Annotated in this window: 13 protein-coding genes; 4 read left to right on the top strand and 9 right to left on the bottom strand. The window is 71.6% G+C overall.

Going from position 1 to position 13,347, the window contains the following annotated elements:
- Positions 1–17: 17 nt before the first annotated feature.
- Together HD596_RS38115 and HD596_RS38110 are read right to left on the bottom strand one after the other, a co-directional pair.
- A complete protein-coding gene (locus HD596_RS38115) occupies positions 18–956 on the bottom strand; it encodes a GNAT family N-acetyltransferase (RefSeq protein WP_185074319.1) in 939 nt (312 codons plus the stop codon).
- A 94-nt stretch (positions 957–1,050) separates the two neighbouring features.
- On the bottom strand, positions 1,051–2,685 hold the full coding sequence (locus tag HD596_RS38110; RefSeq protein ID WP_185074318.1) for an MDR family MFS transporter: 1,635 nt from the start codon (positions 2,683–2,685) through the stop codon (positions 1,051–1,053).
- 50 nt (positions 2,686–2,735) lie between these two features.
- Between HD596_RS38110 and HD596_RS38105 the strand changes: the two genes are divergently transcribed.
- Both HD596_RS38105 and HD596_RS38100 read left to right on the top strand, forming a co-directional pair.
- Positions 2,736–3,281: a TetR/AcrR family transcriptional regulator gene (locus tag HD596_RS38105; RefSeq protein WP_185074317.1), complete on the top strand. Its 546-nt coding sequence runs from the start codon at positions 2,736–2,738 to the stop codon at positions 3,279–3,281.
- 90 nt (positions 3,282–3,371) lie between these two features.
- A complete protein-coding gene (locus HD596_RS38100; RefSeq protein ID WP_185074316.1) occupies positions 3,372–3,803 on the top strand; it encodes an ATP-binding protein in 432 nt (143 codons plus the stop codon).
- A 32-nt stretch (positions 3,804–3,835) separates the two neighbouring features.
- Here HD596_RS38100 and HD596_RS38095 read toward each other — a convergent pair whose 3' ends face one another.
- The 3 genes from HD596_RS38095 to HD596_RS38085 are packed head-to-tail and all read right to left on the bottom strand — an operon-like array spanning position 3,836 to position 6,464.
- The gene (locus tag HD596_RS38095; protein WP_185074315.1) at positions 3,836–4,219 is read right to left on the bottom strand and encodes a hypothetical protein; all 384 of its coding nucleotides are present in this window, start codon (positions 4,217–4,219) and stop codon (positions 3,836–3,838) included.
- Between the two features lie 58 nt (positions 4,220–4,277).
- The gene (locus HD596_RS38090) at positions 4,278–5,240 is read right to left on the bottom strand and encodes a Ppx/GppA family phosphatase (RefSeq protein WP_185074314.1); all 963 of its coding nucleotides are present in this window, start codon (positions 5,238–5,240) and stop codon (positions 4,278–4,280) included.
- Positions 5,241–5,255: 15 nt separating this feature from the next.
- Positions 5,256–6,464, bottom strand: a complete 1,209-nt coding sequence (locus HD596_RS38085) for a cytochrome P450 family protein (RefSeq protein ID WP_185074313.1) — start codon at positions 6,462–6,464, stop codon at positions 5,256–5,258.
- Between the two features lie 190 nt (positions 6,465–6,654).
- Here HD596_RS38085 and HD596_RS38080 point away from each other — a divergent pair, with 190 nt between their 5' ends.
- Both HD596_RS38080 and HD596_RS38075 read left to right on the top strand, forming a co-directional pair.
- Positions 6,655–7,494, top strand: coding sequence for a formylglycine-generating enzyme family protein (locus tag HD596_RS38080; protein WP_512699282.1), 840 nt, complete (start codon positions 6,655–6,657; stop codon positions 7,492–7,494).
- A 4-nt stretch (positions 7,495–7,498) separates the two neighbouring features.
- Positions 7,499–8,629: a UDP-N-acetylglucosamine--N-acetylmuramyl-(pentapeptide) pyrophosphoryl-undecaprenol N-acetylglucosamine transferase gene (locus tag HD596_RS38075; RefSeq protein WP_185074312.1), complete on the top strand. Its 1,131-nt coding sequence runs from the start codon at positions 7,499–7,501 to the stop codon at positions 8,627–8,629.
- A 229-nt stretch (positions 8,630–8,858) separates the two neighbouring features.
- Here the strand turns inward: HD596_RS38075 and HD596_RS38070 are convergent, their stop codons facing one another.
- The 4 genes from HD596_RS38070 to HD596_RS38055 all read right to left on the bottom strand — a co-directional run bounded on the left by HD596_RS38070 (position 8,859) and on the right by HD596_RS38055 (position 13,201).
- A complete protein-coding gene (locus HD596_RS38070) occupies positions 8,859–9,737 on the bottom strand; it encodes a hypothetical protein (RefSeq protein WP_185074311.1) in 879 nt (292 codons plus the stop codon).
- Positions 9,738–9,767: 30 nt separating this feature from the next.
- Complete coding sequence (locus HD596_RS38065) at positions 9,768–10,676, bottom strand: hypothetical protein (RefSeq protein WP_246555138.1); 909 nt, start codon at positions 10,674–10,676, stop codon at positions 9,768–9,770.
- Between the two features lie 23 nt (positions 10,677–10,699).
- Positions 10,700–11,587 carry a hypothetical protein gene (locus HD596_RS38060; protein ID WP_313045930.1) on the bottom strand — a complete coding sequence of 296 codons (888 nt, stop codon included), beginning with the start codon at positions 11,585–11,587 and terminating at the stop codon, positions 10,700–10,702.
- Between the two features lie 186 nt (positions 11,588–11,773).
- The gene (locus HD596_RS38055; protein WP_246555136.1) at positions 11,774–13,201 is read right to left on the bottom strand and encodes a hypothetical protein; all 1,428 of its coding nucleotides are present in this window, start codon (positions 13,199–13,201) and stop codon (positions 11,774–11,776) included.
- Between the last annotated feature and the right edge of the window lie 146 nt (positions 13,202–13,347).

Here is a 13,347-nt window from a genome sequence, read left to right as displayed (position 1 = left end):
GCCGTCGGACTGGGCCGTCAGACGCGGCGCTGCCAGACGTCGATGACCAGGACGGGGCGCATGCCGGCCGACTCGTACAGCCCCAGCGCCGGGGTGGTGTTGTTGGAGTCGACGTGCAGGATCGTGCCCTTGCGGCCGCGCGCCGCGTCGGCGGCGAAGGCGTGGCGGAGCAGGAAGCGCCCCAGGCCCCGGCCGCGGAACTCGGGGACGACCGCGAGCGTGGCCACGTAGCCGCAGCCCTCGTCCGGGACGAACTGGTTGTTGGCGATCAGCACCCCGGCGGGGCGGCCGTCGAGGCGGGCCAGGGTGAGCTGGGACCAGTCCGTCGTGGACTGCGACTGCCGGCGCGAATACCACGCGTCATAGTCGACCGGTACGAACCCGAAGTGCTCGGCGAAGCCCTCCTGGTGCACCCGGTGCGCCTCGCGCCGCGCGTCCTCGCTCTCCCCCGTGTGCAGGGTCAGCCCGGCGAGCGGAGCGAGCGGCTCCGCTGACCCCCCGGTGCTGTGGTCGATGCGCATGCGGTGGAAGCTGGTGCCGGGCTCGAAACCGCGCGCCTGGGCCGTGGCCCGCTTGGCGGTGTCGGCGCGGTAGACGCCGATGTGCAGGGTGGCGCCGTCGTGGCCGGCCTCGGCGGCCAGCTCGCCGGCCCGGCCGATCACCAGGGGCCAGAGCCGGTCGTCCAGGCCCGTCACGCCGGGCCGTACGATCACCTCGACGTTCACCGTGTCGCTGTCGCCGACGCGGCACGCCCAGGCCCAGCCGTCGAGGCGGCCGTCGCCGTCGCGGGCCAGCCAGCCGTCCCTGTCGCGGTCGAAGCCGAGCTCGGCCAGCTCGTCGGCGACGTCGTCGAGCGTCATGTCGGGAGAGCCGATCACCGCGGTGTCGTAGGCGGCGATCAGCTCGTGGATGGCCGGGGCGTCTGCCAGGCGCGGCCGGCCGAGGGTGTGGTGCATAGCGGGGATTGTCCACAAAACACCGGCCGCGCGCCTCCCATTTTTCCCGAGGTTGAACCCGAGGCCAGAACCGGAGGCGCGCTCGGCCGGGTGCTCAGCCCGCCGCGGGGCTGACGGCCTGCTCGTCCTCGGCGGGCGCCGGGGCGCCGCCGCGCAGCGGGATCTCCTTGACGAACGCGGCCAGCACGGGCACGACGACCGCGAACAGGATGGCCCACCAGAAGACGCCGGAGATCGAGGTCGCCAGCGACTCCACCAGCCCGGTGCGCATCTGCGCGGGCATCTGGGCGACCGCGCTGGGGTCCATCCTGCCGCCGCTCTTGGCCACCCGCTCGGCCGCCTGCTCGCCGAAGCGGGAGGTCAGCTCCGACAGGAGGTGGTTGTTGAAGATCGCACCGAACAGCGAGACGCCGAACGAGCCGCCGATCGACCTGAAGAACGTGGTGGCGCTGCTGGAGACGCCCAGGTCCTTCTGCTCGACGCTGTTCTGCGCGATGAGCATCGTGGTCTGCATGAGGAAGCCCATGCCGAGGCCGAGCACGGCGATGTAGATGCCGGTGACCCAGGAGGACGTGTGGACGTCCATCGTGGACAGCAGCCACATGCCCACGGCCATGCCGATCCCGCCGAGCACCGGGTAGATCTTGTACTTGCCCGTGACGGTGATCGCCTTGCCCACGAACAGCGACACGACCATGGCGGCGCCCATCATCGGCAGCATCAGCAGGCCGGAGTTGGTGGCCGTCGAGCCCTGCACCATCTGCTGGAACAGCGGCAGGAAGTTGATCGCGCCGAACATGGCGAAGCCCAGCAGGAAGCCGATGATCGAGATCAGCGTGAAGTTGCGGTTGGCGAACAGCTGCAGCGGCATGATCGGCTCCACGACCTTCCGCTCGACCGCGACGAACAGCGCCAGCGTGACCGCGGCGATCGCGACGAGGGTGAGGATCTGCCAGGAGCCCCAGGCGTACTCGTTGCCGCCCCAGGTCGTGATGAGCACCAGGGCGGTGATGCCGACGGACAGCAGGCCCGCGCCCGCCCAGTCGATACGCACGGTGCCGCCGGCGTGGCGCAGCTTCGGCAGGTGCAGCTGCGTCACGATCATGGCCAGCGCGATGGCGCCGATCGGCAGGTTCACGTAGAAGGCCCAGCGCCAGTCGAGGTGGTCGGTGATGAAGCCGCCGACCAGCGGGCCCGCGATCATCGCCAGCGACATGACGCCGGCCATGATGCCCTGGTACTGGCCGCGCTCGCGCGGCGGCACCAGGTCGCCGATGATCGCCATGACGTTCACGATCAGGCCGCCCGCCCCGAGCCCCTGGATCGCGCGGAAGGCGATCAGCTCGGCCATGCCGCCGTCCGCCCCGCCGAGCAGCGACGAACCCGCCATGCCGCAGAGCGCGGAGCCGACCATGAAGATGACGATCGAGATGATGAAGATGGTCTTGCGACCGTACAGGTCGCCGATCTTGCCCCAGATCGGCGTCGAGACGGTCGTGCCCAGCACGTACGCCGTGACGACCCAGGACAGATGCGTCAGACCGCCGAGCTCCCCGACGATGCGCGGCATGGCCGTGCCCACGATCATGTTGTCGAGCATCGCCAGGACCATGGCTAACATCAGTCCCGGCAGAACGACCATGACCTCGCGGCGTCGTCCGACTGCCTCCGCCACCAGACACCCCCCACTTACGATTTGGATCTTGCTTACTTGCCGCCCGGCAAGCATAGAATAAAGTAGATACTTACTTGCCGGCCGTCAAGTCGAAAAGGTGTGAAGTGCGGGAAGACACTCGGACCCGGATTCAGGAGATCGCGCTCCGGCTGTTCACCGAGCAGGGATACGAGGCGACGTCTCTGCGGGAGATCGCCGAGGAGCTCGGAGTGACGAAGGCCGCCCTGTACTACCACTTCAAGACCAAGGACGACATCGTCACGAGCCTGGTCGGCAACCGGCTGGTCGAGCTGGAGGAGCTCCTCGCGTGGGCCCGGAGCCAGCCGAAGACGCCGCAGACGCGGCGCGAGCTGGTCGAGCGCTACGCCGCGGGGATCCGGCGCACCCAGCACATCGGGGTGGCCAGGTTCCTGGAGCGCAACCAGACCGCTCTGCGTGACCATCCGACGCTCACCAAGACCCGCGAGCTGATGATGGAGCTGGTGAACGAGCTGAACGAGCCCGGAGCCACGCCCGTCGAGCGCGTCAGCCGCGCGACGGCGCTGTTCGCGATACACGCCGGGAAATGGATGATCGACGAGGGCAAGCTGTCCGAGGACGAGGTGGAAAAGGCCTCCCTGGAGGTCGCCATGCGCCTGCTGGAGCCATAGCTTTCGGACTCCGAACCTCTAACGGGACGATTGACGCACTGTAACGAGGGAAGGGGATGGACACGCATCCAGACGGAAGGAGGAGGCCCGGTGGAGGCCACGATAGCGCTCCGACTGCCCCGGGATGCGGCGAGCGTCCCCCTGATAAGACAGATGCTGGACGGTACGCTGCGTTCCCTCGGCGTCGATCCGCAGATCCGAGACGACATCGAACTCATGCTCACCGAGGCGTGTTCCAACGTGATCAGGCACGCCGAACCGAGCGACGACTACACGGTGAGCACGTCCGTCCTCGACGACCGGTGCGTCATCAAGGTCATCGACAACGGAGAAGGCTTCGACCCCAACCAGATCGTCAACCCCGAGCCGGGCGCCGAGCACGGACGCGGGCTGCTGATCATGCGCGCGCTCGCCGACGACATCCGATTCGTCAACAGGCACGAGCACGGCGCGGTGGTCTGCCTGGAGAAGCGGCTGCGGTACGCGCCGGGAGCGGCCGGGCTCTATCTCATGGCCATGTGACCGGCCCACCCGGGCCCACCCCCCTCTCTCGTTCAAAGGCGCGTGTGCCGATCCACCGGGCGATGCCCGCGGATCCGCGCACCGCTGAATCCCCTGCCGGGTCCGTGTTCCCTGGACTCCCGCTCCCCGGGCCGGGGAGCGCCGAGCAGGAAGCGGCGGCGTGTCCCTGACGTGCTCCCGCTCAGCTGCGCCCGCAGCCGGGCGGGGACGGCGTCCCCGCTGCGCTTGAGCGTCAGCCTCGGCCCGCCCCGGGCCAGCCTGGTCAGCCGCCGCCACAGGCCGCGCCAGTCGGCCAGCAGCGCACCGGCCATGCAGCCGAAGACGACCAGCGCGACCACCGCGACGGCCAGCACGGACAGGACGATAAGCAGGATCACGACGGCGAGAGAGCCGATCGTGCCGAGCACCTCCATCATTCGGCGGAGAATGCCCGGCACCCAGCGGTTTATGCCATTTTTCCGAGATAGATCGTCCTTACTCCAGCGCGCTGTCGGTGCGCAGGTCGAAACGCCCGGGCAGGATGTCGAGCCGGCGCAGTATCACACCCTCGCGCAGCGCCCACGGGCACACCTCCAGCCGGTCCACCTCGAACAGGTCCATGGCCGCGTCGGCGACCAGCGCCCCGGCCGCGAGCTGCGCCGCCCGTCCCTCTGACACGCCGGGCAGCTGGGCCCGCTCGGCGCCGCCCATGGTGGTCAGCTTGACCGCCCAGTCGGCCATGGCGTGCCTGGACAGCGGGCGGGAGACGTACGGGCCGTCACTGGAGGGCGCCGCGCCGGCGATCCTGGCGAGCTGCTTGAACGTCTTGGACGTGGCCACCGCGCGGTCGGCCTCGCCGTTCCTGACGACGTCGCCGACCGTGCGGGCGATCTCGGTGCGTACATGCCTGCGCAGCTTGCGGACCTCCTCGGCGGACGGCGGGTCGGCGGTGAACCAGTCACGCGTCAGCCGCCCGGCGCCCAGCGGCAGCGAGACGGCCACGTCGGGCTCCTCGTCCACGCCGGAGGCGATCTCCAGCGAGCCACCGCCTATGTCGAAGACCAGCAGCCGCCCCGACGACCACCCGTACCACCGGCGCACCGCCAGGAACGTCAGCCTGGCCTCGTCACGGCCGGACAGCACCTCGATGTGCACGCCGCTGCGCTCCTCGACCTGTGCCAGGACCTCCAAGCCGTTGGCCGCCTCGCGCACGGCCGAGGTGGCGAAGGCCAGCAGGTCCTCCACCCCCTTGTCCTCCGCCAGGTGCACGGCCCCCTCCACGAAGGCGGCGAGCCGCTCGACGCCCTCCGCACGGAGCCGGTTCTCCTCGTCCAGGTACTCCGTGAGGCGGAGCCCCTCCTTGTGGGAGTAGGCGGGCATGGGCCGGGCGCCCCTGTGGGCGTCGACGACCAGTAAATGGACAGTATTCGAACCGATGTCCAGCACGCCGAGTCGCATGGGAAAACGCTACCGTTATGCGGCTTTTACAGCGAAGTTGAGCCGGAAGTGGTTGAGCATGGCCGGCAGCGCCCCCTCCAAGCGTACGGACGGTCTGACTGAGCGCTCACGCAGGACGGCGTCCAGGTGGGTGGCGGCGGTGAACAGCACGAGGTCCTCCCCCGCGCAGCGCGCGAACCCGGCGCTGAACGGCACGCCGGCCCACTCGCCGCCGCCGTCGCGCCACAGCTCGGGGCGGTAGGTGTCGCCGGGCTCGGCCCTGTTCACGTACGGGCTGTAGATCACCGCGGTCGTGCCGTCGGGGACGTCCCAGTCGGTCGGGCCGACGGCCTCGCGCACGATGGCGGTCGTGGTGGGCCAGAGCCGCACCGACTCCAGCATGGTGGCCCTCGGATCCGCCGGCCCCTGGTGGGCGGCGGCCAGCGCGAGCGCCCGGTAGGCCGCGGCACCGGCCCCGTCGAAGGCGAACAGCCAGTGCGGCACCTGCCCCTCGGGGTGCACGTCGGCCGAGGCGTGCGCGCGGGCCAGCCCGGCCGCCAGGCTGCCCGGCTCGGCCCGGGCCAGGTGCCCGGCCAGCCGGCGCCGGAAGGCGTTGAACACGTCGGTACGGCGCCCGCGCAGATCCGACCAGTTGGCGTCGACGCGCAGCCGGTCGAGCTGCCGGGTGAGGATCACGTCGTCCCGCGCGCCGTCGCCGAGCACGATGCGCCGCACGATCCGCCAGTGCGTGGCGTGGAAACGCGGCCAGGTCAGCAGCCCATGGCGGGGCAGCGTGGCGGCCTCCTCCTCGACGACCCGGGCGAAGGGGGCGAATCCGGAGCCGAGCACCTGGTCGTTCAGGGCGCGCCGGCGCTCGCGCAGGCCGGGGTCGCGGGTGATCAGCACGCCGTCGGGCTGGAAGTGGCCGAGCGCGCCGCGTTTCGCCCTGGTCGCCGGGGTGAAGTCCCGGTCGTCGAGCACCGCGCGCACGTCGCGCGGGGCCAGCGGCAGCATCACCCAGCCGCGTCCGGGCGCCCGGACCAGCAGCGGGCCCTCGCCGTGCTCGGCGCGCAGCCGGGCGAGCAGCCGGATCGCCCGGCCGTCGGCGTCGGCGAGCTCCGCCAGCCGCACCGCGTACGGGCGGCGCGCGACGGGGCCCTGCGCGATCGACGGCAGCGCCACCACGGCGGCCAGGGCCAGGGTCTCTGCGGCCGTGGCCCGTGGCAGCCGCGTGATCGTGGACATGCTCCAGGGACTACCCTTCCATGGTGTCGCGGACACGTTTGGGGGACTTTTGAGCGCTTGCTGTGGGCCGAGCAGAGACGGCGCCGCCGCGCAGCCGCACGCGCAGCCGTATGCGGGGCCGTATGCGGGGCCGGACGCGGGGCCGGACGCGGGGCCGGACGCGGGGCCGGACGCGGGGCCGGTGGTCGCCGTGCGGCGGGAGGCGCCGCGCGGGATGGTGCGCGTGCCCGGCGGAACGTTCCTGATGGGTGGCGACGACCCCGACGGGCGGCCCGAGGACGGCGAGGGGCCGGTGCGCGAGGTGCGGCTGGACCCGTTCCTGATCGATCCGACGTGCGTGACGAACGCGCAGTTCGCCACGTTCGTCAAGGAGACCGGCTACGTCACGGAGGCCGAGCGGATCGGCTGGTCATTCGTGTTCGCCCAGTTCGCCACGGGCGGGGTGATGGACGCCGGCGTGCCCGGCGCGCCCTGGTGGGTGGGCGTCGAGGGCGCCTCGTGGCGCTCGCCGGAGGGCCCGGGGTCGTCGGCCGGCGACCGGCAGAACCACCCCGTCGTCCACGTGTCCTGGAACGACGCGACCGCGTACGCCGCGTGGGCGGGCAAGCGGCTGCCCACGGAGGCGGAGTGGGAGATGGCCGCCCGCGGCGGCCTGGAGCGCAAGCGCTACCCATGGGGCGACGAGCTGGCGCCCAAGGGGCGGCAGCGGTGCAACATCTGGCAGGGCCGCTTCCCGACGGCGCCGAGCAAGGGGACGGTGCCGGTCAAGTCGTTCCAGCCCAACGGGTACGGCCTGTACAACGTCTCCGGCAACGTCTGGGAGTGGACGGCCGACTGGTGGGGCACGACCTGGGAGGCGTCCGCCGACAACCCGGCCGGTCCCGAGCACGGCACGGCGAAGGTGATCCGCGGCGGCTCGTACATGTGCCACGATTCCTACTGCAACCGCTACCGCGTGGCCGCCCGGACCTCCAACACGCCTGACTCCTCCACCGGGCACACGGGTTTCCGCTGTGCGGCCCTAGTCTGATCGCATGTCACGAACCCTGCGACTGTTGATCACCGGCGGCGGCACCGGTGGTCACACCTATCCGGCTCTGACCACCCTGGCGGCCGTCCAGCGGCGCCAGGTGCCCCACGACGTGCTCTGGGTGGGCACCGCCAACGGCCTGGAGGCGCGGATCACGTCCGAGCACGGCATCCCGTTCAAGGCGATCACCACGGGTAAGCTGCGCCGCCGTCCGAACCTCAAGGAGCTGGGCACCAACATCGCCGACGTCTTCCGCATCCCGATCGGGGTGCTGCAGGCGGTGGGGCACGCGGCCCGCTACCTGCCGGACGTGGTGCTGTCGACCGGGGGGTACGTGGCGGTGCCCATCGGGGTGGCGGCCAAGCTGATCCGCCGGCCGCTGGTGATGCACGAGCAGACGACGGTCGTGGGGCTGGCCAACCGCATCCTGGCCAGGCTGGCGACCAGGATCGCGCTGTCGCACGAGTCGTCGCTGGAGTATTTGCCCGCCTCCGCGCGCTCGAAGGCCGTGGTGACCGGAAACCCGATCAGGCCCGAGCTGCTGCAGGGCAACCGGGCGGCGGCGTACGACCTGTTCGGGCTGACGTTCGAGGTGCCGCTGATCTACGTGACGGGCGGCGCGCAGGGCAGCAAGCAGGTCAACACCCTGATCGCGGAGATCCTGCCGCGGCTGCTGCCGCACGCGCAGGTCGTGCACCAGTGCGGGCCGGCATGGATCGACCAGATGCGGGCAGTGGCGCTGCCCGCGGACCTGGCCGATCGCTACCATCCGGTGCCGTACGTGGGCGGGGAGCTGGCCGACCTGTTCGCCGCCGCCGACGTGGTGATCTCCCGCAGCGGGGCGGGGACGGTGTCGGAGCTGACCGCCATCGGCAAACCCTCCGTGCTGGTGCCGCTGATCCCCACCGGAGGGGACGAGCAGCGCAAGAACGCCGCGTACCTGGTCTCGGCGGGGGCGGCCCGGGCCCTGCTGGAGCCGCATCCCACGGCCGAGCAGCTGCTGGCCGAGCTGATGCCGTTGCTGGCCGACCCGGGGCTGCGCCAGACGATGGGGCAGGCGTCGGCCAAGCTGGGCCGCGTGGACGCCGCCGACGCCCTGTGCGACCTCCTCCTGGAAACCGCCCGCCCCGCCTAGCTCCTGCGCCCCCGTCCGAAGGCCGGCCTGGATCCCTTCGAGGCGGGGGTCGCCGCCCGCGCGAACGCTCCTCCTACGGCCCGAAGGGCACCGGCCGGAGTGCGCCGCGTTGGGGCCGGAGGGGTGCCCGCTCCCCCTGGGGGGCGCCGGCGCGGAGCCGCCCACCCCGAAGGACCCGAGCCGGAGTACGGCCCGTGCTTCGGCTGAGGTCCTTCCGCGGTGGAAGGGGTCAGGGGTCGAGGTAGCGGAAGGCCTCGTGGGCGGAGGTGACGCTCCGCCGCAGCGCCTGCTCCAGCCGGTCCGCGTCCTGCGCCAGCCGCTCCAGCTCCGGCACCGCGAACCCGTCGGCCCCCGTCTCGGCCACCAGCTCCTCGTACTGGTGCAGCCGCCCTCTCAGCTCCTCGATCTGGTGGTGGGCCTGGTACGCGCGCTCGGCGTCGGCGACGTTGGACGCGTAACGTTCCAGCGCCTCCACGCGGGCCAGCACGGCCGCCTCGCTGTTGTCGAGGGCCCGCGCGAGTGGTTCGGCCACGGCCTCCACCTCGGGCGTGAGCCCCTTGGACACGGTCTCCCTGTGCTTGGTGCGCAGCGCGGACAGCTTGGCCAGCAGGCGGGCGATCTCCCATTCCTGGGCGGGCAGCATCACCGCGTTGCGCACGTCGTCGAGCAGGCCCTCGGCGTTGATCCGGGACTCGGTGACGGCGGCGATGGCGCGCTGGGCGCGGGCGAGCAGGCGGGCGGAGGACTCGTCGAGGTCGTCGATGAGCACGTAGCGGCCCTCGTACCAGCGCAGCTGCTCGTAGACCTTCCGCTCGTGCTCCTCCTCCTCGCCGTCGAAGGACAGGTCGTTGCGGACGAACAGCACGATCATCAGGGGGATGCCCAGGAGGACGATCATCAGCAGGCCGAGGCCCCGGCCGACCAGGCTGCCGCCGACCATCATGCCGAAGAGCGCCGCTGATCCGAACGCCGCCATGACCCGGTACTGCGCGATCGATATGGCCCGCCTCGACTCGGGGACCCAGCCCTGGCGCATCTTGAGCAGCACCCGCCGGCTCTCCCTGAGCAACTGCGCGTCATCCGGCGGCACCTCGGGGTCTACCACCATATCCGCCACGAAATCGGATCCTAAGCGAAATCACCCCCTCAGGTGGCGAAAAGCTTCGTGCGCGGAGCTGACGCTGTCGCGCAGCGCCTGTTCGAGGCGGTCGGCGTCGTCGGACAACCGGCTCAGCTCCGGCACGGACGACCCGTCGGCGCCCGATTCGGCCAGGAGCTCCTCGTAGCGGGGCAGCTTGGCGCTGAGGCGTTCGATCTGGTGCCGGGCCCGGTAGGCGCGCTCGGCGTCGGCGACGTGGCCGGCGTAACGTTCCAGCGCCTCGACGCGGGCGATCACGGCCTGCTGGCTGCTGTCGAGGGCCTGGGCGAGGGGTTCGGCGACGGCGGCCACCTCGGGGGTGAGTCCTTCGGAGACGACGTCCTCGTGCTCGGCCCGCAGCTCCGACAGCTTGGCCAGCAGCCGGGCGATCTCCCACTCCTGGGCGGGCAGCATCACGGCGTTGCGCACGTCGTCCAGGAGGCCCTCGGCGTTGACGCTGGAGCCCATGACCTGGTCGATGGCGGTCTGGGCGCGGATCATGAGGGCTTTGGCGGGTTCGTCGAGGTGTTCGCGCACGACGTAACGGCCCTCGTGCCTGCGGGCGCTGTCGTAGACGGCCAGCTCCAGCGCGTGCGCGCGTTCCACCTCGGCGTCGGGCCTGGGCCTGAGCAGGACGCTGACGACGAGCAGGGCGGCGCCGGTCATGATCACGGCGAAGGGGGTGTAGCGCCCGGCGACGAAGAGGGCCAGGCCGTAGACGGCCGCGACGGCGGCGGTCCCGGTGGCCGCCAGCCTGGTCACGACGCCGACCAGCGGGCGGTGGCGCTTGTGCGCGGGCACCCAGCCGGAGTGGATGCGCAGGAGGAGCTTGCGGTTGTCACGTAAGAGGGCCGCGACGTCGTCGGCCACCGCCGGATCGACTATCACCTTCGCATGACGTCCGGGCACGTTTTTGATCCTATGTCCGAGTGTCAGCCTTCGAGATAGCGGAACGCCTCGTGGGCGGACCGGACGCTGCGCCGTAAGGTGCGTTCGAGCACGTCGGCGTCCTCGGCCAGGCGCTCGATCTCGGGCACGGCGAGCTTGTCCGCGCCGGACTCCGCCAGCAGTTCCTCGTAGCGCGGCAGCCGGGCGCGCAGCTCCTCGATCTGGCCGCGGGCGTGGTAGGCGCGCTCGGCCTCGGCCACGTGGCCGGCGTAACGTTCCAGCGCCTCCACGCGGGCGACGACGGCGGCCTCGCTGTTGACCAGGGCCCGTTCGAGCGGCTCGATGACCGCGGCCACCTCGGGCGCGATGCCCCTGGCCAGCAGCTCCCGGTGTTCCAGGCGCAGCGCCGACAGCTTGGCGAGCAGGCGGGCGATCTCCCACTCCTGGGCGGGCAGCATCACGGCGTTGCGGGCGTCGTCGAGCAGTCCTTCGGCGTTGACGTGGGAGCGCAGCACGGACCCGATGGCCTTCTGCGCCCGGGTCAGGACGGCCCTGGCCTCCTGGTCGAAGTCCTCGGGCAGCAGGTAGCGGCCGTCGTACCAGCGGGCCTGCTCGTACACGCCGCGCTCCTGCGGCCGGTCGTCCTCGGGCACCTCGCTCATGGAGGCGATCTTGACGAGGACGATGAAGACGTACGTGCCGAGCAGCACGAACCCGGCCGGCGCGAACCGCGAGGCCAGCAGGAGGCCCATGAGCGCGACCACGAAGGGGGTGGCGGCCAGGAGCATGGCGCTGGAGGGGCTCTTGCGGTTGGACGGAGGCGGCTCGGCGGGCGGCACCCACCCGGCCCTGATCCTGGACAGCAGCGGGGCGTTGGCACGCAGCAGTCCGGCTACTTCCGGAGGCACTCCGGGATCGATGACCACACCCACGCTCTGTCCTGGCACCCTGGCGCCCCCAACGCTCGTGATGTACGGATATTACGTAACATTCCGATGGAGTGTCAGCCTCAAATAGGTCAGCCGGGCAGATCGGTGGGGCGATCCGGGAGCGCTTCCATGGCCGGCCGGGCCCGTCAGGGCGGCCTCGACCAGCACCGCGGCGGCCGCCGCGCCCCTTCAGGACGCGCGGGAGCCGTTCACCGATGCTTCCGTGCGCGCGACATGATCGTAGCCACGGGGGTAACCACTCCCCCGTCGCGGCGCCGGCCGCCGCACGGCCAGGGCGGCGGCCACGCAGGCGACCGGGATGGCGGGCAGCACGTAGCGGTGGTCGAAGTCGAGCGCGGCCACCGGCGCCACGAGCAGGAACACCGCGAACGACCACGGCAGCAGCGCCGGGCGCGGGCGCAGCACCACGCCGGCCCCGCCGGCCAGCAGCAGGACGCCGAACAGCGTGCCGTGCAGGAACCACGGGTACGGGTAGGCGGCCAGGATCGAGGCGAACGGCTCGACGGACCGCATGCCCCGGATGTCGGGGTCGTACTCCTTCCTGACCTGCTCCACGAGGGGCTGGCCGGACGGGAGCGGCCAGGAGCCCCGCTGGAAGGCCGTGGTGGGGCTCATGCGCTTCGGGTGGGCGACGGGCTCCCAGGTGAAGGCGAGGGAGGTGTCCCGGACGACCTCGCGCAGGTAGTCCAGGGGCTGCGCGGCGATGGCCCTGAGCGCGAACGCCCTGGCCAGGTCGTTGTGGGTGAACCGGTCGCCGGGCAGGCGGTTGAGCGAGGCCCGCGGGTCCCAGACGTACTCGGAGGCGGCGTCCAGGACGGTGCCGTTCGGGCAGAGCGCGGCCTGGTCCGCGGGCGGCTTGATGACCGAGCAGTCGGCGAAGGTCATGGTGCGGGCCCACAGGGCGACGCCGTCCGAGCCGCTCAGCGCGAACCTGCCGTGGTGCTGGGCGTACCAGCCGGCATAGGCGGCCAGCGGCAGCGCCCCCGCCGCCACCAGGGCGAGGGTCGCGCGCCACCGTGCCTGCCACGCGGTCCGCCGCAGCAGGAGGTAGAGGGCGGCCAGGCCGAGCAGCGGCACGGTGGCGGTACGGGTCAGACCGGCCAGCGCGAGGAGCGCGCCCGCCACCGCCGCCGCCCGCGTGGACACCTCCCCGCGCCACATGAGCACCAGCAGCGCGGCCACGAGGAGGAAGATCACCTGCGTGTCCGACAGCACGGCGTGCTCCAGGCGCACGAACGCCGGGTCGAACAGCACCGGCGCCGCCGCCAGCGCCGCTCCCCAGGCGGGCAGCGACCGGCGGCGCAGCAGCAGGTAGATCATCACCCCGACGGCCAGCCCCATGGCGTGCTGCACCCCGGCGACGAGCTCCACGCTCCGGAAGGGCCGCAGCGCCCACAGGAACCACGAGTAGCCCGCCGGGTGGAACGCGCCCTGCGGCCGCAGGTGCACGGCCGTGTTGAGGTAGGTGAACGAGTCGTACCAGTAGAGCCGCGCCGTGTCGTACCCCAGCATGACCAGCACGCGCAGCGCGGCGGCGAGGGCGAGCACGCACCCGAACAGCCCGTGGTCACGTGGCCCCGCGAGCGTGGGCGCCATGATGTTCTCCCCCGAGACAGCCGGGCGGATCCCGGCTTCAAGGGGGCCAGTCCAGTGCGCCACCTATAACCTGAACGTCACCGAATCTGGTTATGCGCGCGTTATGCCGGCCAGAGCAGACTGGCGGGCATTTACATCTTTTTGGG

The sequence above is a fragment of the Nonomuraea jabiensis genome (genome assembly GCF_014204795.1).
Taxonomy (GTDB): domain Bacteria; phylum Actinomycetota; class Actinomycetes; order Streptosporangiales; family Streptosporangiaceae; genus Nonomuraea; species Nonomuraea jabiensis.
The sequence above is the reverse complement of the archived record's forward strand: the minus strand, read 5'-3'. Positions and strand labels throughout refer to the sequence as shown.

What these genes read in the sequence shown, in the direction of transcription:
- HD596_RS38115 (WP_185074319.1), bottom strand. Translation starts at nt 956, where the DNA reads ATGCACCACACCCTCGGCCGGCCGCGCCTGGCAGACGCCCCGGCCATC.
- HD596_RS38110 (WP_185074318.1), bottom strand. Translation starts at nt 2,685, where the DNA reads ATGCTTGCCGGGCGGCAAGTAAGCAAGATCCAAATCGTAAGTGGGGGG.
- HD596_RS38095 (WP_185074315.1), bottom strand. Translation starts at nt 4,219, where the DNA reads ATGATGGAGGTGCTCGGCACGATCGGCTCTCTCGCCGTCGTGATCCTG.
- HD596_RS38090 (WP_185074314.1), bottom strand. Translation starts at nt 5,240, where the DNA reads ATGCGACTCGGCGTGCTGGACATCGGTTCGAATACTGTCCATTTACTG.
- HD596_RS38085 (WP_185074313.1), bottom strand. Translation starts at nt 6,464, where the DNA reads ATGTCCACGATCACGCGGCTGCCACGGGCCACGGCCGCAGAGACCCTG.
- HD596_RS38075 (WP_185074312.1), top strand. Translation starts at nt 7,499, where the DNA reads ATGTCACGAACCCTGCGACTGTTGATCACCGGCGGCGGCACCGGTGGT.
- HD596_RS38070 (WP_185074311.1), bottom strand. Translation starts at nt 9,737, where the DNA reads ATGGTGGTAGACCCCGAGGTGCCGCCGGATGACGCGCAGTTGCTCAGG.
- HD596_RS38055 (WP_246555136.1), bottom strand. Translation starts at nt 13,201, where the DNA reads ATGGCGCCCACGCTCGCGGGGCCACGTGACCACGGGCTGTTCGGGTGC.